This window comes from Longicatena sp. 210702-DFI.1.196 (genome assembly GCF_020563125.1).
Taxonomy (GTDB): Bacteria; Bacillota_I; Bacilli_A; order Erysipelotrichales; family Erysipelotrichaceae; genus Longicatena; species Longicatena caecimuris.
Genome location: NZ_JAJCPX010000008.1, coordinates 13,085 through 37,419, shown reverse-complemented (window position 1 = coordinate 37,419; position 24,335 = coordinate 13,085). Strand labels below are relative to the sequence as shown.

At 38.7% G+C, this 24,335-nt stretch carries 22 protein-coding genes; 1 reads left to right on the top strand and 21 read right to left on the bottom strand.

Going from position 1 to position 24,335, the window contains the following annotated elements:
- Window positions 1-7 precede the first annotated feature (7 nt).
- Together LI241_RS15970 and LI241_RS05410 are read right to left on the bottom strand one after the other, a co-directional pair.
- A complete protein-coding gene (locus LI241_RS15970) occupies window positions 8-2,098 on the bottom strand; it encodes a DUF11 domain-containing protein (RefSeq protein WP_008689542.1) in 2,091 nt (696 codons plus the stop codon).
- Complete coding sequence (locus LI241_RS05410) at window positions 2,098-2,394, bottom strand: hypothetical protein (RefSeq protein WP_008689543.1); 297 nt, start codon at window positions 2,392-2,394, stop codon at window positions 2,098-2,100. The genes LI241_RS15970 and LI241_RS05410 overlap by 1 nt, the downstream gene beginning before the upstream one ends.
- A 141-nt stretch (window positions 2,395-2,535) precedes the next feature.
- Here LI241_RS05410 and LI241_RS05405 point away from each other — a divergent pair, with 141 nt between their 5' ends.
- The gene (locus LI241_RS05405) at window positions 2,536-3,498 is read left to right on the top strand and encodes a hypothetical protein (RefSeq protein ID WP_008689546.1); all 963 of its coding nucleotides are present in this window, start codon (window positions 2,536-2,538) and stop codon (window positions 3,496-3,498) included.
- Between the two features lie 222 nt (window positions 3,499-3,720).
- Here the strand turns inward: LI241_RS05405 and LI241_RS05400 are convergent, their stop codons facing one another.
- The 19 genes from LI241_RS05400 to LI241_RS05310 all read right to left on the bottom strand — a co-directional run bounded on the left by LI241_RS05400 (window position 3,721) and on the right by LI241_RS05310 (window position 24,325).
- Window positions 3,721-6,834: an ABC transporter ATP-binding protein/permease gene (locus LI241_RS05400; RefSeq protein ID WP_008689549.1), complete on the bottom strand. Its 3,114-nt coding sequence runs from the start codon at window positions 6,832-6,834 to the stop codon at window positions 3,721-3,723.
- Between the two features lie 490 nt (window positions 6,835-7,324).
- Window positions 7,325-8,065 (bottom strand): sugar isomerase domain-containing protein, encoded by a 741-nt coding sequence (locus LI241_RS05395; RefSeq protein ID WP_008689551.1) that lies wholly within the window; start codon window positions 8,063-8,065, stop codon window positions 7,325-7,327.
- A gap of 9 nt (window positions 8,066-8,074) precedes the next feature.
- On the bottom strand, window positions 8,075-8,824 hold the full coding sequence (locus tag LI241_RS05390) for a sugar isomerase domain-containing protein (protein WP_008689553.1): 750 nt from the start codon (window positions 8,822-8,824) through the stop codon (window positions 8,075-8,077).
- Between the two features lie 63 nt (window positions 8,825-8,887).
- Window positions 8,888-10,813 carry a transcription antiterminator gene (locus tag LI241_RS05385; RefSeq protein ID WP_120136572.1) on the bottom strand — a complete coding sequence of 642 codons (1,926 nt, stop codon included), beginning with the start codon at window positions 10,811-10,813 and terminating at the stop codon, window positions 8,888-8,890.
- Window positions 10,814-10,875: 62 nt separating this feature from the next.
- A complete protein-coding gene (locus LI241_RS05380) occupies window positions 10,876-12,060 on the bottom strand; it encodes a MalY/PatB family protein (protein ID WP_008689557.1) in 1,185 nt (394 codons plus the stop codon).
- 99 nt (window positions 12,061-12,159) lie between these two features.
- A complete protein-coding gene (locus LI241_RS05375; protein ID WP_008689558.1) occupies window positions 12,160-12,648 on the bottom strand; it encodes a PTS sugar transporter subunit IIB in 489 nt (162 codons plus the stop codon).
- A 13-nt stretch (window positions 12,649-12,661) separates the two neighbouring features.
- Window positions 12,662-13,456, bottom strand: a complete 795-nt coding sequence (locus LI241_RS05370; protein WP_008689560.1) for a PTS system mannose/fructose/sorbose family transporter subunit IID — start codon at window positions 13,454-13,456, stop codon at window positions 12,662-12,664.
- The gene (locus LI241_RS05365) at window positions 13,449-14,222 is read right to left on the bottom strand and encodes a PTS sugar transporter subunit IIC (protein WP_008689562.1); all 774 of its coding nucleotides are present in this window, start codon (window positions 14,220-14,222) and stop codon (window positions 13,449-13,451) included. Before LI241_RS05365 ends, LI241_RS05370 begins: the two co-directional genes overlap by 8 nt.
- Before the next feature lie 14 nt (window positions 14,223-14,236).
- The gene (locus LI241_RS05360; protein ID WP_227151074.1) at window positions 14,237-14,650 is read right to left on the bottom strand and encodes a PTS sugar transporter subunit IIA; all 414 of its coding nucleotides are present in this window, start codon (window positions 14,648-14,650) and stop codon (window positions 14,237-14,239) included.
- A 28-nt stretch (window positions 14,651-14,678) separates the two neighbouring features.
- Entirely contained in the window at window positions 14,679-15,083 is a 405-nt protein-coding gene (locus LI241_RS05355; RefSeq protein ID WP_008689567.1) for a PTS sugar transporter subunit IIA, read from the bottom strand.
- Window positions 15,070-15,564, bottom strand: a complete 495-nt coding sequence (locus LI241_RS05350) for a PTS sugar transporter subunit IIB (RefSeq protein WP_008689568.1) — start codon at window positions 15,562-15,564, stop codon at window positions 15,070-15,072. The genes LI241_RS05355 and LI241_RS05350 overlap by 14 nt, the downstream gene beginning before the upstream one ends.
- 160 nt (window positions 15,565-15,724) lie before the next feature.
- Window positions 15,725-16,447: a sugar isomerase domain-containing protein gene (locus LI241_RS05345; protein WP_008689570.1), complete on the bottom strand. Its 723-nt coding sequence runs from the start codon at window positions 16,445-16,447 to the stop codon at window positions 15,725-15,727.
- A 397-nt stretch (window positions 16,448-16,844) separates the two neighbouring features.
- Window positions 16,845-18,167: a 23S rRNA (uracil(1939)-C(5))-methyltransferase RlmD gene (rlmD, locus tag LI241_RS05340; RefSeq protein ID WP_008689573.1), complete on the bottom strand. Its 1,323-nt coding sequence runs from the start codon at window positions 18,165-18,167 to the stop codon at window positions 16,845-16,847.
- A gap of 17 nt (window positions 18,168-18,184) precedes the next feature.
- Window positions 18,185-19,003 carry a YihY/virulence factor BrkB family protein gene (locus LI241_RS05335; RefSeq protein WP_008689575.1) on the bottom strand — a complete coding sequence of 273 codons (819 nt, stop codon included), beginning with the start codon at window positions 19,001-19,003 and terminating at the stop codon, window positions 18,185-18,187.
- Window positions 19,004-19,012: 9 nt separating this feature from the next.
- On the bottom strand, window positions 19,013-19,492 hold the full coding sequence (locus LI241_RS05330; RefSeq protein ID WP_026006697.1) for a DUF4358 domain-containing protein: 480 nt from the start codon (window positions 19,490-19,492) through the stop codon (window positions 19,013-19,015).
- Between the two features lie 115 nt (window positions 19,493-19,607).
- Window positions 19,608-19,997, bottom strand: a complete 390-nt coding sequence (locus tag LI241_RS05325) for an inorganic diphosphatase (RefSeq protein ID WP_008689579.1) — start codon at window positions 19,995-19,997, stop codon at window positions 19,608-19,610.
- Window positions 19,998-20,011: 14 nt separating this feature from the next.
- Complete coding sequence (locus LI241_RS05320) at window positions 20,012-21,034, bottom strand: alpha-hydroxy-acid oxidizing protein (RefSeq protein WP_008689580.1); 1,023 nt, start codon at window positions 21,032-21,034, stop codon at window positions 20,012-20,014.
- A 152-nt stretch (window positions 21,035-21,186) separates the two neighbouring features.
- Entirely contained in the window at window positions 21,187-21,636 is a 450-nt protein-coding gene (locus LI241_RS05315) for a hypothetical protein (RefSeq protein WP_008689582.1), read from the bottom strand.
- Between the two features lie 214 nt (window positions 21,637-21,850).
- Complete coding sequence (locus tag LI241_RS05310) at window positions 21,851-24,325, bottom strand: heavy metal translocating P-type ATPase (RefSeq protein ID WP_008689584.1); 2,475 nt, start codon at window positions 24,323-24,325, stop codon at window positions 21,851-21,853.
- Between the last annotated feature and the right edge of the window lie 10 nt (window positions 24,326-24,335).

Genomic DNA, 24,335 nt, shown 5'->3' with positions numbered 1-24,335 from the left:
GATGACATTATGAAGAAAGATTACAATCCGCCAATTCATCAGAAGCCGTCTGCAATTTCATTTGCAACAGCAGTTCATAACGGGTAATGGCATCCATGAGAGAAGTGATGCGACAATTTAGGCGGAAAAGTTGTGAGGCAGTAGCATCTTCCATCTGTATAATTTTCTGCATCTTACTGCCTTCTGCCTGGATGAGATTTGCTAATGCGGCTTCCTGTAAGGCAATGGAATCCATAATATCAATCCAAGCCTGACAGCGTGGTGTTGCAATCGGTGTCGTGATCGTTGCTGTATTATTTTCAAGATTGGGATCCGGTGTCTGGGCACTTACGCGTGCCGTGTTGGTTAGTGGTGCAGTTACATCATTCGCAACTGTTGCCCGTAACAGAAGTGTTCTTGTCTCATTCACATTTAGATTTCCTAAAGATAAACTTCCACCCCATGGCTGAAAACTATTACCGCCATCCAACGAAACTTGTGCATTGTTAAGACCTGCAGCCAATTCATCACTCACCACCACATCCTCTGCGATCGATGGGCCTGCATTCGCAATGGTTAGCGTATAGGTGAGTGGTTCATTGGGCTGGGCATTCGTTGGTGAAACGCGTTTTGTAATGGATACATCTGCTAACGTTCCCACAACCGTTACCGCTACTTCATTGGAAGTTACTTCAAATTCCTGTGGAATTCCACCTTCTACCGGTGTATAAGAATATCGCATATCGGCATGATTTAAGGTAGGATTTGTTGCAGGTATGGCATCTGCACGTACCGTAAAGGTCACTACTACACTGCTGTGAGGAGCCACATTCGGTAAAGCAAAGCCTGTATTCGGCTGCAACGTAGGTTGCGAAATACCATTCACAATGACACTACCAGGCACAAAGCTGAGCCCTTGTGGAATCAGATCTTGGAAGAAGACATCGGTTAAGGGATTATCACAAGTATTTTCTAATGTTACCGTATATTCAAAAGTCTCTTGTAAATATACGGTCGAGGTACTAGCGGTTTTTACCGGAATAAATTCACGAATGAGTATTTCATGCAAAGCAATATCATCTATAGCATAGTCATTACCGATAACTTCAGGCCCTTCACTGAGAAATTCGACAGTTAACGTTGTATTGTTTTGGGAATTGATCACACTGCCGATTTCCTTCCACTCCGGTGCATTTGTATTTACCGGAATTAAAGCGCCAAGGGTAGCACTATATAGGACAGCACCATTTTGATCAAGTATTTCCACACCTAATTCTGGATTAGGATATCCCGTAACACGAAACAGATTTAAGATCCAAGAACTAAAAAGATAATTCGTATTTGGTGTGACATTTACGGTTTCGCGAAAGAAAATAGCCCCCGGATTAAACCCATTTACGATCATCATTCGTCCAGTTTCATTGCCAGAGGTATGATCCGCAATTCTCCACCAAGCGCCGATTTCTGCACTCCTTGAATTATTCATAATATTTTGTACGGTATATTCCCCATCTAGCGGTGTAAAGGTTTCAGGATTTGGCAATACATAGGTGAAATCAGGTGACACCCCGGGATATGGCTCTGTTGGAGCACCTGTATTCGCAGGTGTACCCGCTGGGAAAGTCCCAAAGGTTCCTTCATCTGCAGCATGAATTAAGTTTTCCCCGGAAATAATGGCACATTGATCTAGAATTGCTTCAATTGGTGTATAAATAACCGGACCATTGAAGAAATTCTGATTTCCGATATCTGCTTGATTCACCGTAATGAAAAGAGTATCCGGCGTTAAAGAATCAATATTGGTCGCTCCTGTAGGCGGATTGAGTACGGCACTTATCGGTGGATTCGCACCTGTTGGAATACTCCCTACACTGGCATTGGTAAAATCGGCAGGTGATGTTACCCCACCATTTGTTCCATAAGACTCGACGATACGATAACTGCCATTTGGCACATTGATAAAGCTATAATTTCCATTGGCATCTGTTAAGACGGTTAGTCTTGCCCCTGTCGCAACATTTTGTAAAACGATAGGGATATTGGCTATACCACTGTCTCCAGTATTAACACTGAGACTGCGATCACGATCAAAGATGACTCTTCCTGAAACTGTTGCCACTAGCTATCCACCTCTTCTTCTTCGTTAATGTTACATTCCTGGTTGCTTAGCTCTAATTTGGCCTGTAAGACGGTTTCTAAACGTGCTGCGGCATTGATCATATGCTCAACGGATTGATTCAGCTGTAAAAGCTGTTGTGTACTCACAGTATCCATATTGATGATTGCCTGCATTTTTTCCGATTCGGCATTTACGATGTGCGAAAGAGCTCGTTCCTGCATCGCAATGGATTCGATAAGATCCGTCATCACCTGTTCCTGTGTACGGTTTCCCGGGGTGATCGTCGGCATTCCCATATGCATTCCTCCCTCTTTTTATTTGCATTTACTTACATAGTTTATTCTATGTATGAACAAGCGGAAATGTGCACATGAATACGCATGTTTTAAAAATCATCATCATACACTACAAAAAGAACTACCATGGAGGTGATGAATATGGAATATACACTGCAGCTTACGGATGAAATCGCATTACAAAAAGATGACCTTGCCACTTATGAAGGAGCCGCCTTTACCGGTGAAGAGTATTATCTGACAGTTCCTTTAGAACACAGCATCCATATTTATGGGGCAGATTTTACATTTTTTACGTCATGCACATGTCCACATGCTTATGCGGCGATTTGCTATGATTCCATAAATTATTGTTTTTGGGTGAGTGATGCCCAACAGCATAATGTAGTATACTGCTTGGACAGCGATTTAAATGAGCTTCAATGCTTTTACGTGCAGATGAACCTAACCGGCGATATTCAGCAAATCGCATATCAGGAAGAACGTGATACCTTGCTATTGTCGTATACAGATGGAATTGCAGAAATCACAAAAAACGGAGAGTTTCTGCATAAATGCCCGCTTCCCCTACCAGCCTGTCACACTGCGTTACCCTTTGCGGATGCCTTTGCACTTATTCGAATCAGCCAAAACATGTCTTTTTTTGATATCGTCTCATCGCAAGGCGATATGTTAGAAAGCTATGATCTGCCCGTAGAAGGTGTCATAAAAGATATGCTGTGGGATCATGATAAGATGGCTACAGGCTCATCCTTATGTTTCTTATTGTTGCTGCAAAAACCGGATGGCTGTGGTTTTTGTCGTTGTATCTTAAAGCCCTGCACCTGTAAGCAACCGTGCTGTTGCGAAATGGATTGTAAAACCGATTGCATATGTAAACTATTATCATCCATTGCCTGTATGGAGGCAGCCCTTTCTCATATTCTCAATGCAGAGGGTGAAAAACTACAGCGAGCCATAGCATTATCCGATTCTATTTGTGAGTTACTGGAAGTAAATCGCTCTATCATCCAGACCATTACCAATGTTACGATGTTGGAACAGGTACTATATGCCAAATTAACAGCGATACAAGAACGACAAAATGATGTATCGTGTGAATAGAAAAGGAAGGGATGCTTTTTCAGAATCTGTTTCAGAACCCCCTTCCTTTGTAATGAACAGGTTCTTCCTTAATCCAACAAATCAATCAAGGAAAAAACCATTGTATAATAAAGGAAAAGGGTTCACGTTAAGAAAGCTTCTTTCTACAGTACTATAATACTGTAAAAGAAGCTTTTTTAGGATATTTTACTAACATGATTACTAAAAGATATGGCTTATGCACTATTCACTGCGCAAAGCTTCCACCGGATCTTTACGAGCTGCTGCTGATGCCGGGAACAAGCCTGCAATATAAGTCAATACCATACTGATAATGACTAAAATGATAGCACCAGAAATCGGCAATTGGGCAATATTTTCAATTGCAAATTCCTTTTCTACAATGATATTCGCCGGAATACATAATAAGGCTGTTACGAAAACGCCCAACATTCCTGCGGCAAAACCGACAATCAAAGTTTCCGCATTAAAGACACTGCGGATATTGTGCTTGCTGGCACCAAGTGCACGCAAAATACCAATTTCTTTCTTACGTTCAATAACCGAAATGTACGTAATGACTCCAATCATAATACTTGATACAATTAAGGAAATAGCTACAAAGGCAATTAATGCTGCACTAATCGTATTCACGATATCGGTCACGGAAGTCATCATCGTCCCTACCAGATCCGTATAATGAATCGGATCTTTTCCTTGTTTCTTTAAATCGGCATTATAACGATCAAGAAAATTCAGAATATTTTGTTTGGATTGAAAGTTCAAAGGATAAATATTTACCTGCTGTGGTGTATTCACATCCGCATAACCTAATGCCGTCATATTACGTTCATATGTCGTTACCACCGGATTCATCAGCGTATTTAAGAAATTCATCAATTCCTCTTCACTCATATTCATCTGGAAAGCATCTTGAAACGCTGTTGTATCTATCTGAATGCTGTTTTTCAGCTGTGCCGGCAACTGTGCCATAAGCTGTTGCATAACTTGCTGCGATTGTCGCTGTATTTGTTTTTCAACGAGTGTGCTCATTTGTTTGACATACGTCTGCATAACACCTTCCATCTGTGTCTGCAAAGCTTTGCTTAGCTGTTTCGATAATTTCGTCGTATCAATGGCACTTCCCAATTGCTGCCCAATCTGTGCCTGCACTTCTGGTTTTGCCAGATACGTGTTGAGATCTTGTGACATCTGGGTAGGATCACTTACACCATTTTTTAATTCTTCCGAAATGAAATTCATCATAAGGGAAGAAAAGATTGTCGAGAGCTGATCGGTTGGTATCTGGACCTGACTGGCAACAGAAGCAAACACCTCTTCCATATTGGCGTTCACTTTAGGAAGCTCATCGTTCGGTATTTCAAATTTATCGACCTTAACTTTTATTTTACTCATATCAAAGGCAGAAGTATCCATTTTGAAAGCATTCTGAATCTTTTGTTCATCAATGGAAACAACATCCGCAAATTCCAACTTCGGCTGCTGATCATTGTTTTCTTGTTGAAAAGATTTCCCTGTAAACACATTAATCGTCGGATTTTTTAATTGTTCCTGGACAATTTTTTGCTTTTCGGCTTCCTTCATTAAATAGCTTGTCAGCTTTGGTGAATAATTAATGCCTGAGGATAAAGAGGAGATAGCCGCATCCGATTCAGGTTTGACAATGCCGACAATTTTCAATTCCACGCCATTCGCTATGATTTTTTTCATATACTTCTTATTTTTTGATTCATCATTCCATATCTTATGTTTTTCATCATAACGATATTTATCCGCAGGCAGAATGACCTTGAATTTAGGAGACAATAACGTCTCATAAGAATGTTTCGTTACTGTCTTTTCCTTTTCCACTTTTACTTTCTTACCATTTTGTGAATCTTCCAATAAATTACGTAATTCTTCACGGTCGTTGATTCCCATGGAATATAAAACAAAATCCGATACTTTGCCACTGGAGGACAAGACTAGCACCATTTCATCATATTCCTTCGCCCAACGCCCTGCTACTACCTCATATTGATTTTCATACATCTTGGTTTCTTGTGGTAATTCATGAAAGGCATTCATGCTGGTGAAATTTCCCATTCCCATCATGGCACTCATATTTTGTGCCGGATCATTTGTGGTGTTAAATAACGAATCCGGATTCACTTGTTCAATCGTTTTATCCGTATCCTTTAAATAAATCTGTGGTGTGATATTGTAGGTATATTGTATCGTATTAACATAAGGTGAGATTGCTGTTTCATGTGTTTCCAGATATGTTTTTAATGCTGTCATATCGTTTTGTTTTTGATAAGAAAACATATCTTTGATCATGCTGATTTCACTAACGCCTTGCTCATCCTTCTTATCTTTTACTTGCGTACTCTGTCCATGTTCACTCATCATACTGGTAAGATCAATACCACTTTGCTGAATCGTCAATGGATACAGGCTTAACGTTTCCCGCTCTACATCTTCTATATACAAATTGATACCATTCGCTAACGATAAGATTGCCGCGATACCGATGATACCGATGGAACCGGCCAAAGCGGTAATAAACGTACGTGCTTTCTTGGTCATCAGATTACTGAAAGACAACGATATGGCGGTACGTAAAGACATCTTAGCTTTTCTTATCGTGCGTTGCACTACCCCTTCTTGCTCATCCAACGCAAATGGATGACTGTCCGCGGTAATTTTCCCATCCTGCAGCTGTACGATACGGTTTGCATACTGATGTGCAAGTTCTGGATTATGTGTTACCATAATGACCAATCGATCTTTGGCAATATTCGTCAATAGATCCATGACCTGAATACTTGTTTTGGTATCCAGTGCCCCGGTTGGTTCATCCGCTAACAAGATTTCCGGATTATTGATCAAAGCTCTGGCAATCGCAACACGCTGCATCTGACCGCCGCTTAATTGATTTGGCTTTTTGTGTATATGCTCTTTTAATCCAACTTCTGTTAAAGCCGCAATTGCTCTTTCTTTGCGCTGAGCCGCCGGTATACCACTTAATGTCAAGGCTAGCTCTACATTGGAGAGAATCGTTTGGTGAGGTATTAAATTATAACTTTGAAAAACAAAACCGATACGATTATTACGATACGTATCCCAATCTCGTGAGGTGTATTTTTTGGTGGAAATCCCTTCAATGACAAGATCACCACTGTCATAATGATCTAAACCACCGATAATATTCAGCATCGTTGTCTTACCTGAGCCCGATGGTCCAAGAATTGCCGCAAACTCATTGCTGCGGAAATTAATGGATACCCCATCCAATGCTTTTTGTTCAAAGTTACCAGTCTTATAAGTTTTACGTATTGTATCCAGTCTTAACACTTGCATACCTCCTTGTCTTATTGTAAGCATGGTTTTCATGCCTTATGCATCTATTCTTAAGATAATCATAAAAGATGCTGTTATCAAATGGAGAAGATTATTTGAAAAACAGATAATAATTGATATGCTGTATACAAGAATACAGAGGAATCCTTTTTTATGAGCAACCATTTCTTATATCATTTCATGATGCATAGGTTACAAGATAGATTATACCATATTTTATAACCTAACAAAAAGTAATTCCCCTCAAGATATGTAGTCGGCAACAAGCGAAACCGATTTGGAGCAACACTGTATCAATACTTTACAGAAATTAAGAACTGCGTGTTTCATTAAGCTTTGGATATAAGAAATGGTAATATCCAAAGTGCTTTTTAATAAAAGAAGCGGAAATAACTTAAAAAAGCATCTTATAATGGGTATTACAAGATGCCAGTGCGAATCTTACTATCGTCAGGGTTTCATAGATTCTTATGTTATGCTATGACTACATATAAAAAATCTGATCCTTATATTTTTCGATGAGCGCTTTATTGAACGCATCTCCGCCATCAACATTCGCCGAATGAAAAATCGGCGGTTCTATCTGTTGCTTTAATAACTTTTCTACAACTTGAATGACCAAACTGTTAATGATGGCAGCTCCCGTTATTGTAGAAGTAGGCGCTACTTTCTGCTTCATACCATCCATCAACATGCAGGAATCTTCAAAATCCCCGCAATTATCAATTACGATATCGGCGATTTGATATAAGTTTTTTCCACATGCATGACGACTTTTGACCTGTTTGGAATATGTGACATTGGTGATGGCGATTACCGCAATTCCTTTTTTCTTCGCTTCCAATGCCATATCAATGGCGATTGTATTTCTACCTGAGACAGAATGAATGATCAATACATCATGCGCTTTCATCTTACTATTATCTGCTAAGATCTTACCATATCCAGCCAAGCGTTCCATTTGCGATGTCTGAATGATCGGCCGTACATCTAGCATGACTTCTCTTGGTAAAATAGGATTTACCACTACCAGACCGCCTGTACGATAAAACATTTCCTGTGCCAAAATACCGGCATGAGATGCCCCAAAAATAAAAATGCTATGTTGTTGTTTTATCGTTTCCACAAGCAAATCACTTGCCTGCTGTACATAAACATCTTGCTCATTGGCAATTGCATGCAAAAGTTCTATCACATGCTCAATATACAATTTGCTATTTTCCATAAACAGCTCCTATAAATTACGAATGCGATAAAAATACTTATCGACTAATTGATCATTATGATCTGCACATTCCGGTTTCATAAATGCCATATGCCCATTGTAATACACATCCGGTTCCATGCCTTCTTCAACCAATAATTCAACCATCTGCACCAAAACAGCATTTTGCAAATATACTGAAGGTATCGTACTGGTAGCGCCAACCTTCATATCAAAGCCTTCAATCGCAACTGCGGCATCCCCAATCAAAGAGCAATTATCCAATACAACATCGGCAATGTCCTTTAATTTTACTCCGTCTTTATGCTTCGTTTTTAAATAATCACTATATGCACATGCTGTAATGCCAATCACCGGTATCCCCTTTTCCTTTGCTCGCAGTGCCGCATCTACCGGCGCAATATTGTTTCCGGAATTAGAAATGATGATCATACAGTCTTTAGGGGTAATACGATGGTAATCTACCATTAACTTCCCGATACCATATGTATTTTCAATGTGATAACTTTTGGTTATTTCGAAGCTGCCGGTTGCACTTTGTTCCAATAAAGCACAATAATTAGCCGGTGTAGCGGCTCTCCAAAACGCATCATCCGTAACTAAATGTGAATGACCTGTACCAAAACCATAAATAATACCGCCGTTCTTTGTTGTATTGGCAAGTATTTTCGCCGCCTGCATAATATTTTCTTCCTGTGTATCCAATACCTTTTGTACTACATCTTGCATTGTCAAAAAATAATTTTTCCAAGCCTTCATGATATCCTCCTTTTGTTCTCATGTTTTTCTCTGCATGGTTTTATGCTGCATGCAGTAAGTAACTTATAGACGACTGTTATCTAAACTTTCGATTAATTCTTGATAATCCTGATTTTTCGCATAATATGTAATGCGTGTCTTTACATCAGCCCAGTTTGATATTAAATGATACATATGATGTACCATTTCTTTATCACTTTCTGCATTCATATTCATAAAAAAGATATAACGCACATGCTGCTTTTCCCATAGCATATGATTTTTAAGACTTAAAAACGCAATAAATGGCGTATGGTAATCATAGCGGGAATGCAAACAGATGATGTCATTTCCAACTTCATTTCCTAAATGATAAATACCGTTTACCAATTTCGTAGCTTCCGCTTCCCCCCACATAGCTGCCAAGAGCTTTTCTAGCTCCTTGTACACATCTTGTTTATTTTTACACAACAACCCTTCTTGATATAAAGAAGGCAGCAAATATTTGCGGATAGAACAATTGATATCATATTCACTCTTTAATAACGATAAAATCTCATGGTAATAAAATTCTACCTTTCCCTGTATATATACAACCGGTACTTTACTGCTTGGCATAATAGGGATAGTCGTTATTACAATATCATTGTGTTGAAAAGAGAAATTTTCCAATTCTATGACATCACAAGTAACAATATCATCAATAAAGCCTTTAAAATTTTCATTCAGCGTATTCAGCGTCATGATCATTTCCGGTCTGCCATAACCACTTACTAATATTAAACGTTTCTTGATTCGGCTCTGATAACGATTTAAGGCTAGATTGAAATATAGTACCAGATACCCAAATTCATTATGGTCTATTTCAATCTGTAATTCCTCTTCAATCACATCAACAGCTTCCAACGTTAGCTCCACTGCAAATTGATAACGCCGATTATTTTCCAATAATAATGGATTCCGTAAAGTCAATTGCAGGCGAATACGCTCTGCCATGGATGGAATATGCAGCTTTAAGAATTCATATATCTCCGTATCCTTTTTGAAAGATATGGCGAAGCGCTGCTCAATACGTTTGAATACCTTTTGTAATAAAGCATCCATATAGGATAAATCAAATTTGCGGATATCTTCATTTCCCATCACTGTCTTAGATAAGATATGCATCGTTAGATAAATCGTTTCATGTTCAGGCAAAATGATATTCATCTGCTCTTCCAACATTTGCTTCAATTCTATGGCAGCTTTGTACGCTTTATGTTCTTTCATCTGCTGCATTACAGCGTCATCAAAACGAACATATTGATAAAATTTACAACGACGAAGCTCTATAACGATATGTATGACCATATTTTGAATAGAAACATCTGAGAAATGAATGTTATGTTTATTTAAAACATGCAATAGTGCCTCTCGTATATAACGTATCTCATTTTGATTATATTCACTGGAAAACATCACATTGTTTTGAACAAAGAAATCTTGCATCTTATCTTGAAAGAAAAAATCATTGATACAAATACGTTTCTGAATTTCACTTCCTTCTACGATGATTCCATTGTTGTTTGATTGAACGATGATAAGGTGATAATTATGTAATAAACGTTTCACTTCTTTAATATCCAAAGAAATCGTATTGCGGCTTACGTATAGTTCATCCGCTAGATCATCTAATTTTATCGGATAATCTAAAGATAAAAGCTTTCGGATGATATATATGGAACGTTCTTTTTGCGTATGCGGAAACTGCCGAGGCGATTCACTCTGGATACGATTCTTGATAGGTAAAAAAGCTTCTTCATTCAAGATATGCAACCGATAGCCTACACCACGTTTAATTTCTAATTCAGCACCATAGGCTGTTAATTCCATCTTTAAACCTTTTAATGTACTCTTAATGGTTCGTACACTGATATCCATTTGATCCGCCAGTTGTTTACTGGTGATATAATCTTGGGTATCCTTGAGAATACGGATGATACCTTTTAATCGCTCATTTAACAATATCATATTTCTCCTCCTGCTTTTTCCATAAATATCCTGCTGTTTGGATATTCAAAATTAAGAGTACATTATAGATACCTGTTCTTTTTCAACCAGGCATAAATGCGCAACATACCCTCTTTTAGCGTTTCTCTTGGGCAGGCAACATTCACACGCTGATATGCTCCATATGCTTTTCCAAAACCAATTCCCGGCTGTAATTCTACATGCGCTTCAAATTTCAGGCGTTCAGCAAAGTCTGCCGGTACCTGCAATGCAGAAAAATCAAGCCAAGCTAAATAGGTAGCCTGAGGAATTTCATATCTTACCAATGGCATAGTATTGGCAAGAAATTCCTTTAAGAACAGAAAGTTATCATAAATGTATGCACAGCACTCCTCCCTCCATTGATCCCCCTTTGTATATGCTGCAATCAAAGCCTCAATACCAAAAATATTGATGCTAGATAAACCGCTTGCTTTCGCTACGGATGCAAATGTTTCTTGTAACACCGCATTTTTAACAATTGCATACGATATTTTTAATCCGGCTAAATTAAACGTTTTGGTTGGTGCACCTAACAGAATCAAATTGTCATGATATGCACATCGGCATTTTAACGCACTCACATGATGTTGATTCGGCATGATGATATCCGCATGAATTTCGTCAGATACTACCCATACATTATAGCGCTTACACAGTTTCATTACATTGTTAATTTCTTCCAATGTATAACACTGCCCCGTTGGATTGTGTGGGTTGCATAAAATAAACATACGAATGGATGCATCTTTTTTCAAACATTCTTCAAAATGCTGCAAATCCATGTGCCATCCGCCTTGTCCATGTTGTAAAGGATTATAAACGACTTCTCGTTGTAAACTTTTTGGTATATTAAAGAAAGGCGGATATACCGGAGGTTGTACGATTACCTTTTCATCATGTTTTACTAACATATCAATCAACGTATAAAAACCATATACAACGCCTGTATTGAAGATGATTTCTTCTTTTCTCACCTCCACATCATGCTGTCGTTTTTCCCATTGTATGATAGCGTCATACAATTCCTTTGGAGGATCTGTATAACCATATATCGGATGCGCTGCCCGTTTTCTTATTGCTTCACTCACTTCAGGCAGACATTCAAAATCCATATCCGCAACCCATAAAGGAATCACATCTTCTTCTATTTGATAACGGCTCTTATAACGATCCCACTTGGTACAACTGCTGTTCAAACGTGATTGGGCTTTATCGAATTGATACATTTCATCACTCTCCTTTTCTTACATCCGGTTTACGATGCTTTATTTGGTATTATGCAGAATAGGATAGAAAACATCACAGAAGCTGTGATGTTTTCATACTCATAATTTATTAATCAGCTCCATTAGATCATCATCTGCATTATCTGGTACCTGTTTGCCGGTAAGTTTTACACCACGTCGTGACAATTCTTGAAAATCTTTAATTTCTTCATCTGTTACATTGATACTTTTTTTCACATTTCGCGTTCCATCACGCGCTGGAAGATTTCCAACATTGATTTCTTGAACCTCTACGCCATGATCCATCATACGCAAGATATCTTTAGGTCTGCGTACGACCAAAATGACACGCTGACCTTCATATTTACCACTTACTAAATTTTTTGTAGCTTTTTCGATATTCAATAACGATGATTTTAAACCTGCCGGAACAACTAAACGTAACGCTGCTTTTTGAACATCATTTTCATACATGACATCATTCGCCACCATGATTCTTGTCGCGTTTACAGCATTACACCAATATACCGCTACCTGACCGTGAATCAAACGATCATCAATACGAACATGTACCAAACCTTTTGTCATAACACTACCTCCATCAGCCTAAAATGCCGGCTACACTACAGACAATTCCCAAAATCATCACAAAGATAATAGCTTTAAAAGATGTCATTCCCTTTCTATTTAATAATGTATACACCAATGCTACTAATAAAACCGGAATCAATGAAGGCATAATTTGATTTAAGATGTTTTGTAGTTCCATTTTAACTTCGCCGCTTTTAAAGACAAATGGTACATTGGCATTTACAACACTAGGTATCAAAGCTCCTACGACCGTAAGTCCTAAGATACTCGCAGCTTCTGTTACTCGATTCATCTTATCCCCAAGATTTTGAATTAATTTTGTCCCTTCACGATAACCGATACGAATAAATTGACCTCGCAAAGCAACACGGATACAACCCCAAATCAAATACATGATAATCCCGATAGGATTTCCTTCTAATGCCATATAAGAACCAATAGAGAAGAAGATCGTATTGGCAATCACACCGAATAAAGTATCCCCGATACCGGCAAGTGGTCCCATCAAACCAGTTTTGATGGCAGATACAGCTTCTAAAGCTTCAATTCCTTCTTTTTCTTCCATTGCGATATCTATACCGAGTATGATTTCCGCAAATTCCTGATGAGTATTAAAGAATTGTAAATGTGTATTCAGTGCTTTTTTCATATCCTCCTGCTCAGGATACAATTTTTTTAATACAGGTATCATAGAGAAACAATATCCCAAACCTTGCATCTTTTCATAATTCCATGCTGCCTCACCTAATAACAACCAGCGATATCTAACTTTTTTAATATCTTGTTTTGTAATTGGCTCATTCATCTTCATCAGCTCCTTCCATAACGGATGTTAATTCTTTTTCGCCACTTCTGCGATATGCCAATAATGCCAGAGCAGCACCGACTAAAGCAACTCCCAACATAGGAATACTCATGTATGCAGATAGAACAAAACCGATTATCAAATATGCTGTATATTTTTTGGTAGGAAGATATTTCAACAAGATAGCAATACCAACAACTGGTAATAATCCTCCGGCAACTTTTAAGCCATCACCTAACCAATCCGGGAAGTAAGCAACAAAATTTTGTACTAATTCACTGCCTAGCAATAAACATAAGAATACTGGTATTGCTCTTGAGAATCCCCAACAGAAGATACCAAGGACATTCATCCGTTCAATGCCTTTTATATTACCGCTTTCCATATAACGATCCGCACGGTGTTGAAAGAACGTATTCGCAAAACGAGCAAATACATCAAGCTGAACCAATAACATTCCAACCGGTACAGCCAAACCGATACCGAACTCCACACCTTTGCCACTGATCGTACCCAATGCCGTACCAATTAAAGCAGCAGACATGAAATCCGGAAGTGATGATCCCCCAAAATTAGAAACACCTAAAACCATCAATTGTAAGGTTGCCCCTACAGTGAGTCCAAAGCTCAGATTCCCCATGACCACACCGGCAAAACAGCCGGCAATTAAAGGTCTGTTTAAACCAAAATCCATATGAATCGCATCGTTTATAGCAATAAATGCATAAAGCGATAGCAATATAATTTGTAGAAAATTAATTTCCATTTCCTTTTTCTCCTTTACTCGTCTTCCATATTTTGTTTTGTTTTCAGTAATAACTCATTCACATTAATCACATTTTCTTTTGCAACGGAAATGAGATTGTCCACAATTTGTGATAATTCCCCATTTCTTTGTAAATACGCTTCCATAACAAGAGGCAGGCTGATGCCGGCTATTAAATAACTCTTTTTTGAACTGGAAAATAACTGCGTAATAACACTGCGGCAAGGTGAACCGCTGTAGATATCTGCTAATACGAGCAATGGCATAGAATTTTGCCAATGGATACAGGTGTGAATTTTCTTTTCCAAATCTTCACTTGAATCATCCTCTTCAAGTGCGCAGTATGTTATATCCGGTTCCTCACCTAAAATCATTTTCATCGTCTGATGATACCCCTCTGCTAAAGCACCATGCGATAGTATCAGCATCTCGTACAAGTGCCTCTCTCCTTCCTGTTTATTCTTCATCATCTATTCGTTTGCGAACATTTACGATATCTTCTACAGCTGTTTTTTTCACGACAGCAGCCAATGTCTTTACATCATAATTTAAGCTTTCACGAATGGCACTAATCAACATTACCAGATTCATACCCGTAATAACCTCTACCTGTGGATATTGCAAGGATAATGCAGCTATGCGTGTTGTCGCCCCGGACAGCAAATCGGTTAAAATTAAGACAGCGGCGTGATGCGATATAAAGTTTTCTACTTTTTTGTGAACATCGTTTATATCATCATCCGCATAAAGTCCGATAACATGGACTTGCTGCTCAATTTTTATAAACATGGAGGCACTATCCAATAACTCTTTGCCGATGTTTCCATGTGTTACGATCAAGATCGTATTATCCTGTTCCATGTCTGACCTCACTTAGATCTATCAATTGTTCCTTTTCTGCAGGTATTTGACGAATTTCCAACTTAACACCTTTGTTCATGAGCCGCTGACAAATTTCAATATCTTCCTTGCGCAAAATCACAAAACGATTCAATACTATGGCTTCTTTATCTGATTTATTGCGGTAACCACCCACATTAATAGAGTGAATCGTAGGTAATATCTCATGAAGCTGCCAAGCATCACTGAAATTTTCAACGATGACCATCACGCGATCATCATTTTCTAAGGCATCTAATAAAGCATCTCGGCATGCAGCAAGTTCATAAAACAGCAGTTCAACATTTTTAGGCTTCGCTAAATTCAATGTGACTTTAGAAAATTCATCATTCTCCACTTCATCATTGATGATAAAAATTTTGTCAATATGATAAAAGGATGTCCAGCTTTGTGCAACCTGTCCATGCAACAGGCGATCATCTACACGCAATACTTTGATCATGTGCTACCTCCTTCGCTTTTCATATCACTACTTCGGAAAAGATCGTTTTCTCCATTTAAAATATAACGTTTCCACTATTATTTTAAGATAGATTAGGTTACAGCGATATGTAAATCGTTGCACCTATATTCGTGCAAATTTTATTATGACGCATGCTATGTTAGTAAAGACGTGTATACTTTTGATAAAGGTCATCGTTAATGTTTTGCTTTGCTAATCCGTTTAGACTGATAAAGACAGGTGGAGTTCCTCCTTTTTCAGCAATATATTGTGCTGTTAACACACTGATTGCCTGAACGATGAACGTATTCGCAATCGAGGAGGTTGGCATCATAGCAACATTACATCCTTCTACCGCTAAACAGGCATCACCTAATTCTCCGCAGTTATCAATCACAATATCCGCGATATCCATCAGCTTCTTACCGCTTTTTGCTCGTGATGTCGTTGCCGAAGAATGCTTGATGCTAGTAATCGCAATGACACGAGCACCTTTTTCTTTTGCACATTGTGCCAATTCAACCGGATATGCATTACGCCCCGAATTTGAAGCAATGACAAGAACATCATCTTTTGTAATATGGTAAAGTTCACAAAGAATCGCTGCATAGCCGGATAATTTTTCGATATAAGAACTTTTGGTAGGATGTTCCGTCATGGTCAATTCATTGGTAAGGATGGGTACCGTAAACGCTAACCCTCCGGCACGGCCATAAAATTCTTCACAAACCGTATGAGAATGCCCACTGCCACTGACAAAAAAGGTATGTCCATTTAGGAAGGCTTCTGCAATCCATTGCGCGCTTTGCTCAATGGCAGTTTGCTGCGTGGATTGAATTTTTTTGACGACCTGTATACCGGTTTCAAAAATTTTCTGATACATTCATTCATCTCCTTTCTGCCCTTATTGTAAGAAGAGAGCAATATTTTTCACATATAAAAAAATGCACGTTTTATGGTGCAGGAAAAAATGACAAAAAAATGCACCATGCATAGGTGCAGAATTATTTTGGATAAATGCGCATATAGCTTAAAATTATCTACTAATATGCCTTCGATATGAAAATTATGTAGGATCATCAACGTTTTTTCACTTATGGTGGGTGCAAATTCTCTCCTACTATGGCGCACTAACCTTTTTATGAATCAATTCGATTTACATAAAAAGGCCCTTGTTTTTCAAAATATAAACTTACAATTTTGATTATCAATATATGCCTTTAGAAGAATCAGGCAAATTCTCATAGTCTATTACGCAGATACCTACTATCTATTTTTATTTATTTACGTCTTTCTTTTCGTCTTAATAACGTTACTGTTTCCACATGAGGAGTATGTGGGAACATATCAATCGGTACTACTTTTTCCACATGATAACAACTCTGCAATACTGCCAAATTTTTCCCAAGCGTTGCTGCATTACAAGACACGTAGACGATTTCTTTAATTTTGCTGCGCAAGATGCATTCCAACATCGCATCATCCAATCCACTGCGCGGCGGATCGACAACCAATACGTCAATTGTACGCTTTTTCGATAAATAGACAAGCTTATTGGCCGCATCATCACACACAAAAGACACATGTGCACAGCCATTCTTTTTCGCATTGCGATTCGCATTTACAACAGCATCCTTAATGCTTTCAATGCCGATGATTTCTTTTGCTTTATCCTTAAGGTATAAAGAAATGGCACCGATTCCACTATAAGCTTCAACGATGAATTCATGATTGCCTGAAATCATGGACGCAATGGTGCGATATAGCTGAATTGCCTGTTTGGTGTTTAACTGAAAGAATGAACGAGGTGAAATTTCCAAATCCAAACCATCCAGATGCAAGGGCAATAATTTCTCCCCTGCCAGAAAAATCATTTTCGGACCAAAAATTTCCGGTGTTTTCTTAATCGTATGTATGCTTTGCCACAAGCTGTACATGCCCGGTAAGCGCATCAGCTTATCAATTGTCTGAGGCAACAATTCATCTTCTCCGGTAATGATCGTACATTGATAGCGATTGTCAAATCCTCGTACGACTAGATTACGAATCCCACTTTTCTGATGGTGATCATAGCCAAGATAGCCATCAGCGTTTAATATATCCATAATACGTGCGCGCATTTTTTCTAATTCATCTTCATGTACAAAACAACGGCGGATATCAATAAAATAATTTGAATTGGGCATAAACAATCCGCTTCCCAAACGCTTCTCTTCCATCGCGCAAGGCATCTTAAATTGATTGCGATAGCCAAATATATCTGCACTCGGTAAGACATTCTGTATTTTTCTTGGATTTACCTGTGCATATTTGATCAAAGACTGTTTCAACACATCTTTTTTATATTCCAATTGCCGTGGATAGCGAGCGATCATCAAAGGACAGCCTCCACAGATATGCTGCATACGACATTTCGGTTGTATACGGTCCTTACTTTTCTTTATAATGCGGTTTACTTCTCCAATGGCATAACGCTTTTTACGCTCTACCACACGAATATCAACCTCTTCATCAACCAATGCCCCTGCTACAAATACCGGCAATCGATCAATGTAGCCGATACCTTCCCCATTGATTCCCGTTTTTTTAATTACTACTTTCATATGTTTACCTCTATTTCTTATAGCTTTTCTTTTATTTTATCACTGATGGTTCGTGCCCAGTGAAAGATGCGTTCATTTTTCATTGGCAATTCTGCTTCACGACCATATGTTTCTTCCATCACCAAATTCAAACAGAATCCGAAGTATATGATACAGGAAATCAGATAAATTGCCAACAACAATGTGACAAGGGATGCCAATGGTCCGTACACGTCTTGATAAGATGTAAAATATTTTACAATTGTTACAAATAACGTGGCCAATCCCATAATACAAATCGTCGAAAACATTGCCCCCAATAACCCAAAGCTCCAATCATGACGGCGAAAACTCAATGCCCGATACATCATATAGAAGAACATCAGCATGATCAAAGAAGAAATCAGTGGGAGAAATTCTAAAAAGTTTGTCGCAATAAAAATGGCAGCTACAATAATAATTGCCAGATTGACAAAGAGTACGACTGATTTAATACGAATCGACCATTTTGGAACATCGACTTCTTCATGAGATGCGCTAATCAAAAGAAAAGAAAAAATACTGCGACTTGCCAGATAAAAGGAAACACACATCGTAACGATAAAGGATAAGATACTATAATCCTTACTCGTAAAAAACTGAAACAGCTGATTGATCGTTTCCAAGTTGCCATCCGGTATAAAATTCATGATAAAGTTGAGAATGATCGTATCATCAAGATAAGCGAATTTAAACATCAATGCAAATATCAGCAAAGATGGAGCCAGTGCTAATAAAAGAGAAAAAGAGAGCGAGTATTTAAAAAGGCTCCCTTCAAAGGAAGTGAATTCACGATACAAACATTTTATTTTGTACATAGCTCACACCTACTTTATCTCCTGCATATAGTGTACCACCTTTTTTGCGTCTTCACCAAGAACAAAATAATAATATTGCCCAATGCGCCCTTGCAATGCCGAATCTATTAGCGTATTCCCATCCATGAGTATCCCCGCATAGCGCTGCTTCAAATCTTCTTTATGTTCTTGAATAGCTTTTTTCAGCATGGTATCTGCCTGGGGTTTGGCTAAAAACAGGGCTACCTCACTCAATTGTGCCGGAATAAGTGCCTGTTGAACACGGCAATCCTTGATTTGTGTCATATCCATATGATATTGCTTCTCTACTTCCTGTAAGCTTAGCGCTTCATCCTGTAACAATCCCATCTTCCAATGACCATCCGCAATCTCTTCATTTATTTCCTCTATGACTTTTTCCATATCTATATTCCCATCTTCAAAACTTCCTGGTTTTGTACACGCGCATAGAACAAAAAGACAAAGCCATAAACAAATGATCTTTTTCATATGCATCCCTCCTGCTTCAGTATATGAAATCAGGTTTTTATCCATACCTTTCAAGGGATGACGCTTTCTTATTGCGCTTTCGTTTTTAACAAAAAAAGAAGCTGAACATGTCAGCTTAATCGTTAACGGCCCATTCTGGAACATCGTTTCCTCTGCGAATCAATACCGCTTTTTGGAACTCTGTCTGATTCAGGAACTCTAAAATATCATGTTCCTCTTCTTCATTACAGCCAATCAATAATTTTACTTCACAATCCTTTTTCAGGATATCGGCACTGATAACAACCGCCTGTACCAGATTGCTTTTTTCACTGCCCTTAAATACATCAATCGGTGCTTGATCAGAACCTGTTGTATCATTTAAATATCCATAATCAACAGGGTAAATCATATTGCTATACTTGTAATGACAAGTGTTGCGTGGGCGGTCAATGACCAGTTTGCTTGATAGATACAAGGTATCTAATTTTTGCCAGAAAAAGGCATTATTCTCAAATGAACTCATAGTCGTCCTCCTATTTAAAATGTAACTATAACTTTATCTCTGGTAATATCCTGAATGCTCTTGCAACCGGACATTGCCATTGCTTCTTTTAATTCAAGCTGAATCTTTTCCATATAAATGCGGATACCTTCTGCCATGCCGCCGATCACTGCTTGTGATGCAGGGCGGCCAATCAGAACACCGTCAGCTCCTAATGCCAATGCTTTAAAGACATCATTACCGCTACGGAATGCACCATCCACAAAGACTTTCATACGTCCATCCACAACGTTTACGATTTCTTCCAACATTTCAATACCACTTGGACTATCGTCTAAAACACGTCCACCATGATTTGAAACGATGATTCCATCTGCCCCAGCTGCCAAAGCTTTGCGCGCTCCCGCTACGCTGAGAATGCCTTTTAAAATAAAGGGCACCTTGCACATGGCTTTTATTTCCTTTAAATCCTCTACGCTTTTAAAACCAACGGGCGTCACACTGTTTCGCAAGTTAGAAAGACCACTGGCATCAATATCGGAAGCAATGGCCAATGCATTTCCTTCATTTGCCAGTTCAATGCGCCATTTCATATGCTCATATTGCCATGGTTTGATGGTCGGGATACCATATCCATTGTGTTGTTTTACAATTTCCATTGGTCCTTTAAACATTTCATCATGCATACCATCACCGGTGAATGCTAATGTATTTGCCTGCAGACAACCCTCAACCAGTTCTCTGGTATAATCATCATCACGCATCTTAGCGCCATAATTTTGTTCAATACCGCTGATTGGTGCTGCATACACCGGTAAAGCTACCGGATGTCCGAAAAAATCGGAAGCTGTATCAATTTCTTCATTGGAAGTAATTGTATCCATCTGAATCAAAATCTTTTTCAACATTTCACTATTTCGCACAAAGGCGCTGCCACTGCCCTTTCCGCCGGGACCCGGAGTTTCACCGCGACAGGCTCTGCCATCACAAACAGGACAGCATCGACATTTGGCACACTGTGATTTTGCGTTTGCATAAACCTCATTCCATGTCTTCATCTTCACACATCACTTTCTAAAATCAAAAAGGATCTCATTACGTATTCTTATATATTATACTGGTGATGAAAGAAATTATCAATAGTTTTAGAAAATTTTCACAGTTTCTTTCATTTCATATCATCTAAAATGCGTATCTTTCTTATTGCACACTATTTCATACCCTCTAAATCGTTCTTAGCGACCCACTCCCAAAATCGATCCGGTTGAAATTGGGTGTAGCCTTTTTGCGCATCCGCAACTTCGCCATTCTTGATGTAATAATAATGCGGTGTCTGATCCGGACGATCCAGATATGCCTTTAACTTATCCACATCCTCATTTAGATGCTCCACTGTATCATCTCGCATGATCGTATCATAAATGACCAAGTTATGATCGTTTATGGTATCCTTAAGCATTTCTAGCATAGCTTCACAATATTCACATTGCTTACGGGTTACCAACAAGACAAAGCTTTGCTTTTTCTGTATTTTTGCGATGGCATCATCCACACCAATTTCTATAACCTTGCTTTCAGAATTGGTTTTTTTCGATGTTGTGCTGACACATCCTGTCATCACCAAGGCGAAGGTAAACAAACATATGATAACTTTTTTCATATCATCACCTCAATTACATATAAATGGAAACCCCATTATAACAAAAATCAATTCCCTCTTGCAATCTTTTCCATAATTTCACATAGAATATTACAAATAGTTACATCATCTTCCAAGGAATAACATTTTTCCTTTAATCTTTTGCATCCTGCTGCTTTGGATAAAGGAAAAAGATGCAATCTGTTTTTTTGATTACATCTTTCATATTGCTTTCTTATTTCTTTTTCATACGTAATATCCGCATCGAATTTAAGACAGCAAGCAAGGTGACACCAACATCCGCAAAAACGCCCATCCACATATTGGCAATACCAAGAGCTGCCAGTACTAATACAATTCCTTTAACACCCAAAGAGAAAACGATATTTTGCCATAGTACATACATCGTTTTACGGGCAATCCGAATTGCTTCACTTAAAGCAAGTGGATCATCTTTCATTAACACGATATCCGCTGCTTCTATGGCTGCATCACTTCCGATACCACCCATAGCAACACCGACATCCGCACGGGCCAACACAGGCGCATCATTCATACCATCACCGACAAATGCCAGTTTATGTTTGGCATCCTCTTGTTGCAGCAATTCCTCAACTCGTGCTACTTTATCCGCTGGCAACAATTGCATATGCACTTCATCCAATGCTAATTCTTTTGCCACATGTTCGCCAACTTCTTTGCGATCTCCACTTAACATGATACAGCGTTTGACCCCATTTCGTTTTAGTTCCTGAATTGCTTGTTTACTTGTTTCTTTCATTTCATCATTGATCAGCACATAGCCAAGATACACATTTTCTTTCGCTATGTGAATGATGGTGCCCGGTGTCGGACATGGAACGGTCGATATGCCATGTGTCCGCATCAGTTTCTCATTACCTAACAATACCTTCTCTCCATGAATGGTAACCTGTATGCCGTTACCGGCAACTTCTTCATAATGTTCTAGACAAGATGCATCTATCGTTTTTCCATAAGCTTCTTTGATAGACAGGGCAATAGGATGAGAAGAATGATATTCACCATATGCCGCCAGTTGCAGCAATGCTTCTTTACTGCCTTGCTGTGCATCGACCTTTACAACGCGAAAAACACCTTTGGTCAGCGTTCCCGTCTTATCAAATACCACAGTATCAATATTCTGCAATGCTTCTAAATAATTACCACCTTTTATCAAGATTCCCTGTTTACTGGCAGCACCGATTCCAGCAAATAAGCCTAATGGAATGGATACTACTAATGCGCAAGGACAAGAGACAACCAGAAATGTCAAAGCACTTTCCAGCATATCCATAACATGAATTTGATTGCTAAACAAAGGAGGCAATATCGCCAAAGCAACTGCTAAAGCAACAACACTTGGTGTATAGACTCTGGCAAATTTGGTGATGAATTTCTCCATTGGTGCTTTTTTACTGCTGGCATTTTCCACTAGCTCTAAAATACGAGATACCGTTGATTCCCCATATGGTTTGGTAACCTTCATGGTCAATACACCACTTAAATTGACAACCCCAGCCAACACTTCATCATCTATATGGACATCGCGAGGCATACTTTCTCCGGTTAATGCTGACGTGTCCAACGCACTGCTTCCTTTTATAATTATCCCATCCAATGGTACGCGTTCTCCCGGTTTCACAAGGATGAGCTCACCGATTTTGACATCTTCCGGTGTTTTTTTGATTTCCTGCTCTCCATCAAGCACATTTGCATAATCGGCGCGAATATTCATTAAGGAAGATATGGATTTTCGAGAACGATTTACGGCATAGGATTGAAACATCTCACCGATTTCATAAAAAATCATAACCGCAACAGCTTCTTCATAATCCTGTATCGCAAAGGCGCCAATGGTTGCTATACTCATCAAAAAATTTTCATCAAACACTTCACCTTTTAACACATTACGCATAGCTGTGATAACAACTTTACCACCGGCAAACACAAAGGCTGCCAGAAAAATCCATACGCTATAAGCTGTTTCATGAAAGAAAAGTCCTACAAGAAAAAGGAAAATTCCACTATACAGTTGAGCATTGTTGCGAAAAGAAAACATACTATATTGGGGTTCCATTTCTTGCACCTTTTTTTCTTTTTCCACAAGAACGCCATCTTCTAAGGTTGGTATTACCTCCATGATTTTCATCAGCGTTTCTTCTTTTTTCATCTTATCTTTCATCTGAACAAATAAGATCCCATTTGAAAAGTTCAAGCTGGCATCAGCTACATTTTCCATGCCCGCTACATGGCGTTCTATTTTGGCCGCACAGTTTGCACAATCTAACCCTGTAAGATACAACTTGTCTGCCCCTTGCAGTTCCCGTACTTCTTCTACATGTGCATGTGTACAAGAACAACCATCATGATCATGATGATGTTCATGTTCCTCGTCATGAGAATGTGCATGTTCGCAACAGCTGTCTTCCTGTGCATGTACATGTTTCTGCGATTTATTTTCCATCGATTTCTTTTGCTTAACTTCACGTGGTACAACCTCAGGTTCAATGCTTGTCACTGTAGAAAGGATTGCTTCCTCTATTGTCGCATCTTCATACTCTACATATAACTTCTTTGTGACAAAATCCACATTGGTCTCTTGTACCCCCTTAACTTTTGCTACTTGTCGCTCTATTTTCATTGCGCAATTTGCACAATCCAAGCCTTCTAAGACATAAATCTTCTGCATTCTCTCTACC

Coding starts and splice junctions, on each gene's coding strand:
- LI241_RS05410 (WP_008689543.1), bottom strand. CDS start 2,394: ATGGGAATGCCGACGATCACCCCGGGAAACCGTACACAGGAACAGGTG.
- LI241_RS05405 (WP_008689546.1), top strand. CDS start 2,536: ATGGAATATACACTGCAGCTTACGGATGAAATCGCATTACAAAAAGAT.
- LI241_RS05395 (WP_008689551.1), bottom strand. CDS start 8,065: ATGGAAAATAGCAAATTGTATATTGAGCATGTGATAGAACTTTTGCAT.
- LI241_RS05390 (WP_008689553.1), bottom strand. CDS start 8,824: ATGAAGGCTTGGAAAAATTATTTTTTGACAATGCAAGATGTAGTACAA.
- LI241_RS05385 (WP_120136572.1), bottom strand. CDS start 10,813: ATGATATTGTTAAATGAGCGATTAAAAGGTATCATCCGTATTCTCAAG.
- LI241_RS05380 (WP_008689557.1), bottom strand. CDS start 12,060: ATGTATCAATTCGATAAAGCCCAATCACGTTTGAACAGCAGTTGTACC.
- LI241_RS05375 (WP_008689558.1), bottom strand. CDS start 12,648: ATGACAAAAGGTTTGGTACATGTTCGTATTGATGATCGTTTGATTCAC.
- LI241_RS05370 (WP_008689560.1), bottom strand. CDS start 13,456: ATGAATGAGCCAATTACAAAACAAGATATTAAAAAAGTTAGATATCGC.
- LI241_RS05365 (WP_008689562.1), bottom strand. CDS start 14,222: ATGGAAATTAATTTTCTACAAATTATATTGCTATCGCTTTATGCATTT.
- LI241_RS05360 (WP_227151074.1), bottom strand. CDS start 14,650: ATGCTGATACTATCGCATGGTGCTTTAGCAGAGGGGTATCATCAGACG.
- LI241_RS05355 (WP_008689567.1), bottom strand. CDS start 15,083: ATGGAACAGGATAATACGATCTTGATCGTAACACATGGAAACATCGGC.
- LI241_RS05350 (WP_008689568.1), bottom strand. CDS start 15,564: ATGATCAAAGTATTGCGTGTAGATGATCGCCTGTTGCATGGACAGGTT.
- LI241_RS05345 (WP_008689570.1), bottom strand. CDS start 16,447: ATGTATCAGAAAATTTTTGAAACCGGTATACAGGTCGTCAAAAAAATT.
- rlmD (WP_008689573.1), bottom strand. CDS start 18,167: ATGAAAGTAGTAATTAAAAAAACGGGAATCAATGGGGAAGGTATCGGC.
- LI241_RS05335 (WP_008689575.1), bottom strand. CDS start 19,003: ATGTACAAAATAAAATGTTTGTATCGTGAATTCACTTCCTTTGAAGGG.
- LI241_RS05330 (WP_026006697.1), bottom strand. CDS start 19,492: ATGAAAAAGATCATTTGTTTATGGCTTTGTCTTTTTGTTCTATGCGCG.
- LI241_RS05325 (WP_008689579.1), bottom strand. CDS start 19,997: ATGAGTTCATTTGAGAATAATGCCTTTTTCTGGCAAAAATTAGATACC.
- LI241_RS05320 (WP_008689580.1), bottom strand. CDS start 21,034: ATGAAGACATGGAATGAGGTTTATGCAAACGCAAAATCACAGTGTGCC.
- LI241_RS05315 (WP_008689582.1), bottom strand. CDS start 21,636: ATGAAAAAAGTTATCATATGTTTGTTTACCTTCGCCTTGGTGATGACA.
- LI241_RS05310 (WP_008689584.1), bottom strand. CDS start 24,325: ATGCAGAAGATTTATGTCTTAGAAGGCTTGGATTGTGCAAATTGCGCA.